Annotated in this window: 8 protein-coding genes; 5 read left to right on the top strand and 3 right to left on the bottom strand. The window is 69.3% G+C overall.

All coding sequences use genetic code 11. From position 1 onward, the window contains the following. Positions 1-133: 133 nt before the first annotated feature. Positions 134-451, bottom strand: coding sequence for a helix-turn-helix transcriptional regulator (locus AB0A90_RS34155; protein WP_357256022.1), 318 nt, complete (start codon positions 449-451; stop codon positions 134-136). Further along, positions 448-813, bottom strand: coding sequence for a type II toxin-antitoxin system RelE/ParE family toxin (locus AB0A90_RS34150; RefSeq protein WP_357256020.1), 366 nt, complete (start codon positions 811-813; stop codon positions 448-450). Before AB0A90_RS34150 ends, AB0A90_RS34155 begins: the two co-directional genes overlap by 4 nt. Before the next feature lie 235 nt (positions 814-1,048). Here AB0A90_RS34150 and AB0A90_RS34145 point away from each other — a divergent pair, with 235 nt between their 5' ends. The 3 genes from AB0A90_RS34145 (at position 1,049) to AB0A90_RS34135 (ending at position 2,936) form a co-directional block, all read left to right on the top strand. Further along, positions 1,049-1,201 (top strand): hypothetical protein, encoded by a 153-nt coding sequence (locus AB0A90_RS34145; protein WP_357256018.1) that lies wholly within the window; start codon positions 1,049-1,051, stop codon positions 1,199-1,201. Beyond that, entirely contained in the window at positions 1,201-2,166 is a 966-nt protein-coding gene (locus AB0A90_RS34140) for an N-acetylmuramoyl-L-alanine amidase (protein WP_357256016.1), read from the top strand. Before AB0A90_RS34145 ends, AB0A90_RS34140 begins: the two co-directional genes overlap by 1 nt. Before the next feature lie 179 nt (positions 2,167-2,345). Then, positions 2,346-2,936, top strand: coding sequence for a hypothetical protein (locus AB0A90_RS34135; RefSeq protein ID WP_357256014.1), 591 nt, complete (start codon positions 2,346-2,348; stop codon positions 2,934-2,936). A gap of 71 nt (positions 2,937-3,007) precedes the next feature. Here AB0A90_RS34135 and AB0A90_RS34130 read toward each other — a convergent pair whose 3' ends face one another. Continuing rightward, the gene (locus tag AB0A90_RS34130; RefSeq protein WP_357256012.1) at positions 3,008-4,120 is read right to left on the bottom strand and encodes a cellulose binding domain-containing protein; all 1,113 of its coding nucleotides are present in this window, start codon (positions 4,118-4,120) and stop codon (positions 3,008-3,010) included. Between the two features lie 300 nt (positions 4,121-4,420). Here AB0A90_RS34130 and AB0A90_RS34125 point away from each other — a divergent pair, with 300 nt between their 5' ends. Continuing rightward, the gene (locus AB0A90_RS34125; RefSeq protein WP_357256010.1) at positions 4,421-5,527 is read left to right on the top strand and encodes an FAD-dependent monooxygenase; all 1,107 of its coding nucleotides are present in this window, start codon (positions 4,421-4,423) and stop codon (positions 5,525-5,527) included. A gap of 130 nt (positions 5,528-5,657) precedes the next feature. Next, positions 5,658-7,415 (top strand): cytochrome c oxidase subunit I, encoded by a 1,758-nt coding sequence (gene ctaD, locus AB0A90_RS34120; protein ID WP_357256008.1) that lies wholly within the window; start codon positions 5,658-5,660, stop codon positions 7,413-7,415. The last annotated feature ends 249 nt before the right edge of the window (positions 7,416-7,664 follow it).

Here is a 7,664-nt window from a genome sequence, read left to right as displayed (position 1 = left end):
CCACATCGCCGCGCGCGGCGTGGTCTGAGGCGGTTTCTTTCACATCCGGCGGGGGCGGGGCCCGCGCTGGGGCTGCTCGGCCACGGCACCGTTCGCGATTCGGTCGATGGCTGGTTTTGGCCAGGTGGGGTGGTTATGCGATGGCGGCGATGTCGCCGTCGTCGAAGTAGATGGCTTGGTGGAGGCGTCCGCCGAGGGCGGCGGCGTAGCGGGCGACGATGTCTTGGCCGGAGATCTTGCCCTGTTCGATTTGGGAGACTCGGCCTTTCGTGACGCTCATGCGGTCGGCGACCTGCTGTTGGGTTAGGCCACGGGCGCGGCGTACCTCGGCAAGGCGGTGTCCGACCACGCTGGCGAGTAGTTCCTGCTTGCCCGTCTCGACGGCCTGTTCGCCGCCGGCGCGCTCGACGTGAGCGGCGCGGATGTCGCTCCAGCGTGGGTAGCTGCTCATGGCTGTCGGCCCTCCTCCTCGGCGCGTTCCTTCAGGTAGATCTCGTAGCGTTGCTCGGCCAGGGGGATCGCTTCCGCGTACCACTGCTGCCATCGTCCGGCCTTGTCTCCGGCGACGAGCAGGATGCTGGAACGCCACGGGTCGAAGGCGAAGAGTATGCGTACGGTGCCGGGGCGCAGCTCTTTGAGGTTGGCGACCGACGAGCCGTGGATCGTGTCGACCAGCGGCCGGCCGAGCCCTGGACCAGCTTCGGCGAGCAGGTCGATGGCTTGCACGACGCGGGCGTGGGTGAGTGGATCGAGGCTGTCGATCCACTCCTGCACTTCGCTGACGAGGTAGATCTCCCACTCGTCCGTAGCCATCCGTGAAGTATAGCGTCTGCTATACCGCGGGGTGTGCGGCTGCACAGGTAGCCGCGCAGCGTGACGGCGGAGGAGATGCGCGACATCGACGCGCTCGGCGAGGTCTGAAGCGGCGATTTCCTTCAGTCAGCAACATGAAGATGAAGGGTATCGACATCGACGTTCGTGACGGTATAACGTGCCCGTCATCACGTTCGTCGATCCATTCGAAACCCGCCGTCGCTGGAGGATCGCCATGTCCCGACCCCCGTCCATCCGCCTGCGCCGCCGCGGGCTGCTCGGCATCCCGGCCCTGGTGGCCGCCGCGCTGACCGTCGTCGCCCGGCCCACTCCGGCGAGCGCCGCGCCGAAGGCCGAGTGCCTCGCCGACCTGCTCCAGGACGCCTGATGGCGACGATCCCCTGGCTGGTGGACGTCCTACGCGCCGCCGGGGTCCAGGTCGTCGTCGAGGGGGACTGGCTCAACCGGATGCGGCCCGGCTCCTTCGACCCGATCGGGGTGCTCTGGCACCACACCGCCTCGACCTCCAGCGCCAGCAACCCGCACCCGGCCCTCGGCATCTGCATCAACGGCCGGTCCGACCTGCCCGGCCCGCTCTGCCAGGCGCTCGTCGACTACAACGGTGTCTTCCACGTCATCTCGGCCGGCCGGTGCAACCACGCCGGGGTCAGCGGCGGCAGCGGGCCGATCCCGGCGGGCGACGGCAACACCCTCATGATCGGGTGGGAGATCGACTACAACGGCGTCAGTCAGGAGATGACCGCCGCGCAGTACAGCGCGTCGCTCGCCGCCACCGCTGCCGTGCTCACCCGCCTGGGCCGGGACAGCAGCTATGCCCGGGGGCACCGGGAGACCAGCACCACCGGCAAGATCGACCCGTCGTTCATCGACCTGAACGTGATGCGGGCCGACGTGGCGGCGAGAATGGCCGGCGGCGGCACGGCCTGGTCGTCCACGGTGGACAACACCACCAGCGGCCGGTTCACCGCCAGCGCCAACTGGGGCGTGTCGTCGTACTCCGGGCAGCGCTACGGCGCCGACTACCGGTACGCGGACCCGGTCGCGGCCAGCGACGTCGCGTGGTACCGGTTCAACGTGCCGGCCACCGCCAGCTACCGGGTCGAGGCCTGGTGGCCGGCGAACTCCGGCTACAACAGCGCCACCCCGTACATCGTCGCCACCAGCACCGGCAACCAGACGGTGCGGGTCGACCAACGGGCCACCGGCGGGCAGTGGCGCGTCCTCGGCACGTTCGCACTCCCGGCGGGCGACGCCAACCGGGTGGGCGTGAGCCGGTGGAGCAACACCAGCGGCCTGGTCATCGCCGACGCGGTACGCCTCACCCGCGTCTGACAGCGGCCTTCCGGCGCTTGATCTCGGCCGTCCGCGCTTGACCGACTCGACTTCCTGAAAGTCGGGGCGTCCCAGGCGCGATGATGCCCCGACTTCAGGTGACCCGAGTGGATCAAACCGGGTGCCGGATGTCGGTGGATTGATTTAAGGTCATCGCTCCACCTCAGCAAGGGAGCACAGTGATCCGTTTCTCCACAGTCCTGGCCGCCGGCATCACTGCCGCCGCCACGATCACGCTGGTCGCCGGCCCGGCGCAGGCCGACACCGTCAACCGGTCCGCGCACGCCCAATTCGACGGCGATGGCAGCATGTCCGTCGACGTGACCCGGCCGGCGGTCGGCGACACAGTTGTCGACGTCGAGTGGCAGAAGAGCGTGTGTGGCGTCACCGACGGAGTGCGCGGCTGCGACAGCGTCTCCCGCCGCGCGTACGACGTGCCGGTCACCCGTTTCTCGTTCTCGTTGACGGGTGCGAAGCTCACCGCGACGGTGCCGTATCAGGAGTCTCAGCAGCACTGCGACTTCGTCGACGGGGACGAGATCTGCGGCGAGTGGCGGGAGAGCACGGGCACCACCACTCTCAAGGTCACCTGGGTGGCTCTCGACGAGCCGCTGCGGCGCGAGCGGTGGACGGGTGCGGACGGCAGCGTGCACATCAGCACGTCCGCGTGGACGACCGTCTCGGGCAGCGGTTTCGGCACCACGTACGACGGGTCGCCGACCAGCTTCGGCCAACTGACCCGGACGCGGACCATCCCGCCGGCCGCCTGAGCGTCCGGCACCGACAGACGCCGCGGGGGCGTGACCTGAACGGTCACGCCCCCGCAGCCTGTTGCGAGCACTCAGCTCCGGGAGCAGGTTGCCCCGTTGAGCGAGAAGCTGGTCGGGGACGAGTACGACCCGCTCAGCGTGCCCTGGTAGCCGAAGCTGGCCGTGCCACCGGGTGCGACCGACCCGTTGTGGCCGACGTTGCGGGCGGTCACCGTCGACCCGCTCTGGCTCACCGTGGCGTTCCAGGCGTTGGTGACCCGCTGCCCGCCGGGCAGGTTGTAGGTGAGCGTCCAACCGTTGATCGCGCTGGACCCGGTGTTGCTGATCTGCACGTCGGCCGTGAAGCCGTTGTTCCACGAGTTCGCCGTGTACTTCACCGCGCAGCTCGCGCCACCGCCCGGCGGCGGGGTCGTCGGCGGCTGGCCGCCACCGTTGACGTTTGCCGAGAACGAGGTCACCGCGAGGCCGACGCCACCCTGCCAGGGCTCGAAGCCGGCCTGGATGCTGGTCAGGTACCAGGAGTTGGTGATCGCGCCCCGGTTGCGGGTGTCGTTGATGAAGTCCAGCACGCTGAAGTTCAGGCTGGAGATCGCCGACGACGCGACGTAGGAGATGACGTTGTTGGAGCCGTTGCTGCCCCGCCAGACCTCCCAGGTGCGGCCGGCCAGGTTCGTCGTGCCGACGACCGAGCCGATGGGCTGGATCGGGCCCTGCCGGTTGAGCCAGATCATGATCTCCATCTGGTTCACCCCGTCCCGCTTGGGCGACGGGTCCAGCCAGATGTCGTACGACGCGTTGTAGGTCGCCCCGCTGACGTAGCGGTAGGAGATGCTGCTGGTGGCGCTGCTGATCTGGCTCACCTGGATCGGCAGGTTCGTGCCGGGGGAGCAGTTGGTGTAGTGACAACCGAAGAAGATCGAGGGGTACGCCGTGGGCGCCCCGTTGGTGGGGCTGCTGCCGTTCAGGGTGGTGATCTCGAAGCCGTTGTTGGTGGCGTTGATGCACTGCTGGGCGGTGGTGCCCCAGCGGTTGTTCTGCACCACGTAGCGGCCCTGGATGACCGTCGAGCCGTACTGTTCGCAGATCTGGGTGTCGGCGGAGGCGGTGCCGCCGAAGGCCACCGCTACCAGCGAGCCGGCGAGCAGCACGCTGGCGGCGGCCAGGGCCCGAAGTTGACGTTTCATGACGCTCCTTGACTCGGCGCATGCCGGGCGCCGCGTGTGGTGGGGTGGTGCGGGAGCGCTCCCACGCTCAACGACACATTTACATGCCTGAAACTGCTGCGCAACCGTACGCGGCAAACTGATGAATCGGGCGGATTGCCGTGCCCCCACCGGACGGCTGTCGACGGGCGACCAGCCAAGCGGCACGGGCACACCGACGAGTGGAACCGGACGGCCGATCGGGCCTGGCGTGCGCCGATCGCTCCGAGTAGCGTGTTGCCTCCAACGCGTTCCGCTCCCCCTCCGGAGGCGTACACCACCATGGGTGGCTCCCCCCTGCGCATCCTCGTCGTCGGCGCGGGCATCGCCGGCCTGGCCGCGGCTCGGGCCCTGCGCCTCGCGGGCTTCCGGCCCGACGTCACCGACAAACTGCCACCGGGGGAGTCCACCGAAGCCGGCCTCTACCTGCCCGGCAACGCCGCCCGCGCGCTGCACCGGCTCGATCTGCACCACCCGGTCCGCCCGCTCGGGCAGGTGATCCACCGGCAGCGGTTCTTCGACGCCACCGGCGCGCGACTCTGCGAGGTCGACCTCGACACCCTCTGGGCCGGCGTCGGCGAATGTCGGGCGTTGCCCCGGGCCGACCTGCACCGGGTGCTGCTCAGCGGCGCCGGCGGCGCCGTCCGGCACGGTGCCGAGGTCCGCACCCTGGAGCTGCTGCCCGGCGCGGTCGGGGTCACCTTCACCGACGGCACCACCACCGAGTACGACCTGGTCATCGGCGCCGACGGGCCACGCTCCTCGGTCCGCGCGCTGGCCGCGCTCGGTGGGCCGCCCCGCCCGGTCGGTCAGGTGGTCTACCGCGCCGTGCTGCGCGACGGCCCACCCGTCACCGAGTGGGCCGCCCTGCTCGGCCAGCGCTCCGGGTTCCTGATGGTGCCGATGGGCGCCGGGCGGCTGCACCTCTACGCCGACGAGGCCGGCACGGAGGCGCCCGCCGACCCGCTGGGCCGGCTGCGCGAGCTCTTCGCCGACTACCGCGGCCCGGTGCCGGAGGTGCTGGCGGCACTCGACAAGGTGCACGTCGGGATCACCGACGAGGTGGAGTTGGGTCGCTGGTACCGGGGACGGGTGCTCCTGGTCGGCGACGCCGCGCACGCCACCGCGCCCACGCTCTCCCAGGGCGCGGCGATGGCACTCGAGGACGCGGTGGTGCTCGCGGAGTCGTTGCGCGCCGCCGGCAGCGTGGAAGCGGCCCTGGTGGCGTACGAGAGTCGTCGTCGACCGCGTACCCGATGGGTGCGGGACCGGACCCGGGACCGCAACCGGACCAGGGACGTGCCGCCGGCGCTGCGCGACCCGCTGCTGCGCGGGCGCGGCGGCCGGATCTTCGGGGAGCACTACCGGCTGCTGCTCGGCCCGCTGTAGGCCCGTAGTAGATCGTGTCACGCCACCCCACGCGGCGCTGCGACCTGCCGGGGACTATCCTCCTTGCGGATGACGGCCCGCCGATAAACAGCGTGTGCCGAGCGGGACAACCGAGAACCGGAGGCCACTCGTGACCACCGTCGCACCCAAGCCGGTCGTGACCCGGCCCTGGCCGGTCCGGGAGCCGGTCAAGGGGTCGGCCATCGCGCGGCTGCTGCGAACCACGGACGCGAAGCAAATCGGGATCATGTACATGGTCACCGCGTTCGCGTTCTTCATGATCGGTGGCCTGATGGCCCTGATCATGCGTGCTGAGCTGGCCCGACCCGGGCTGCAGTTCCTGTCGCCGGAGCAGTACAACCAGCTCTTCACGATGCACGGCACGATCATGTTGCTGTTCTTCGCGACGCCGATCGTGTTCGCCTTCGCGAACTACATCGTGCCGATCCAGATCGGCGCGCCCGACGTCTCCTTCCCCCGCCTGAACAGCTTCGCCTACTGGCTGTACCTGTTCGGCGGCACGATGGCGACCGCCGGTTTCCTCACCCCGGGTGGCGCCGCCGACTTCGGCTGGTTCGCGTACGCGCCGCTGAGCAGCGTCGAGCACTCGCCCGGCGTCGGCGCCAACATGTGGATCATGGGTCTGGCCATCTCCGGTCTGGGCACCATCCTCGGCGCGGTGAACATGATCACCACGGTGCTCACCCTGCGTGCGCCCGGCATGACCATGTTCCGGATGCCGATCTTCACGTGGAACATCCTGGTCACCAGCCTCCTGGTGATCCTGGTCTTCCCGCTGCTGGCCGCCGCGCTCTTCGCGCTCGCCGCGGACCGCATCCTCGGCGCCCACGTGTACGACCCCGCAACCGGTGGGCCGATGCTCTGGCAGCACCTGTTCTGGTTCTTCGGGCACCCCGAGGTCTACATCGTCGCGCTGCCGTTCTTCGGCATCATCAGCGAGGTCATCCCGGTCTTCTCCCGCAAGCCGATCTTCGGTTACAAGGGTCTGGTCGCCGCGACCGTCGCGATCGCCGCGCTCTCCATGAGCGTCTGGGCGCACCACATGTTCGCCACCGGCCAGGTGCTGCTGCCGTTCTTCAGCTTCCTGAGCTACCTGATCGCCGTGCCGACCGGTATGAAGTTCTTCAACTGGATCGGCACCATGTGGCGGGGTCAGGTCAGCTTCGAGACGCCCATGCTCTGGGCGATCGGCTTCCTGGTCACGTTCCTCTTCGGTGGTCTCACCGGCGTGCTGCTGGCCAGCCCGCCGATCGACTTCCACGTGTCGGACTCGTACTTCGTGGTGGCGCACTTCCACTACGTACTCTTCGGCACCATCGTGTTCGCGGTCTTCGCCGGCATCTACTTCTGGTTCCCGAAGATGTTCGGCCGGATGCTCGACGAGCGCCTGGGCAAGGTGCACTTCTGGCTCACCATGATCGGTTTCCACACCACGTTCCTGGTGCAGCACTGGCTCGGCAACGAGGGCATGCCCCGTCGGTACGCCGACTACCTGCCCAGTGACGGCTTCACCACGCTGAACACGATCTCCACGATCGGCGCGTTCGTCACCGGTATCTCCACGCTGCCGTTCATCTACAACTGCTGGAAGTCGTACAAGACCGGCCCGGTGGTCGAGGTCAACGACCCCTGGGGCCACGGCAACTCGCTGGAGTGGGCGACCAGCAGCCCGCCGCCGCTGCGCAACTTCGACCGGATGCCCCGCATCCGCTCCGAGCGGCCGGCGTTCGACGCGAAGTTCCCGGAGCTGGCCGCCGGTCAGACCCTGGCCGGCCCGCCGGAGGGCGGCTCGAAGCCGCTCACGAGCGAGTCGGACGGCGGCGCCAGCTACCGCGAAGACACCGCGAGCGACATCGACCGGCACTGACGCTCAAGCCCAGCAGTACGACGGGCGCCGCCCCCGGACCACCGGGAGCGGCGCCCGTCGCCATGTGCGCCCCCCGGCGCCCCGCGCCCGCGTCCAGATCCGAACAACTTCCCGGACAACTGCTTACCCGGCCGGGCCCTACAAGCCCCGTTGGTCACCAGCGGGTCGACCCGTCGGCCACAGCGCCAACGCAACGGCGTTGGGGCTGGGTGCCTGAAGCGCCTGATGCCTGTGAGTCATCAAGATGAC

This window comes from Micromonospora sp. NPDC049204 (assembly GCF_040647935.1).
Classification (GTDB): Bacteria; Actinomycetota; Actinomycetes; order Mycobacteriales; family Micromonosporaceae; genus Micromonospora.
This window is presented reverse-complemented; position numbering and strand designations above follow the sequence as displayed.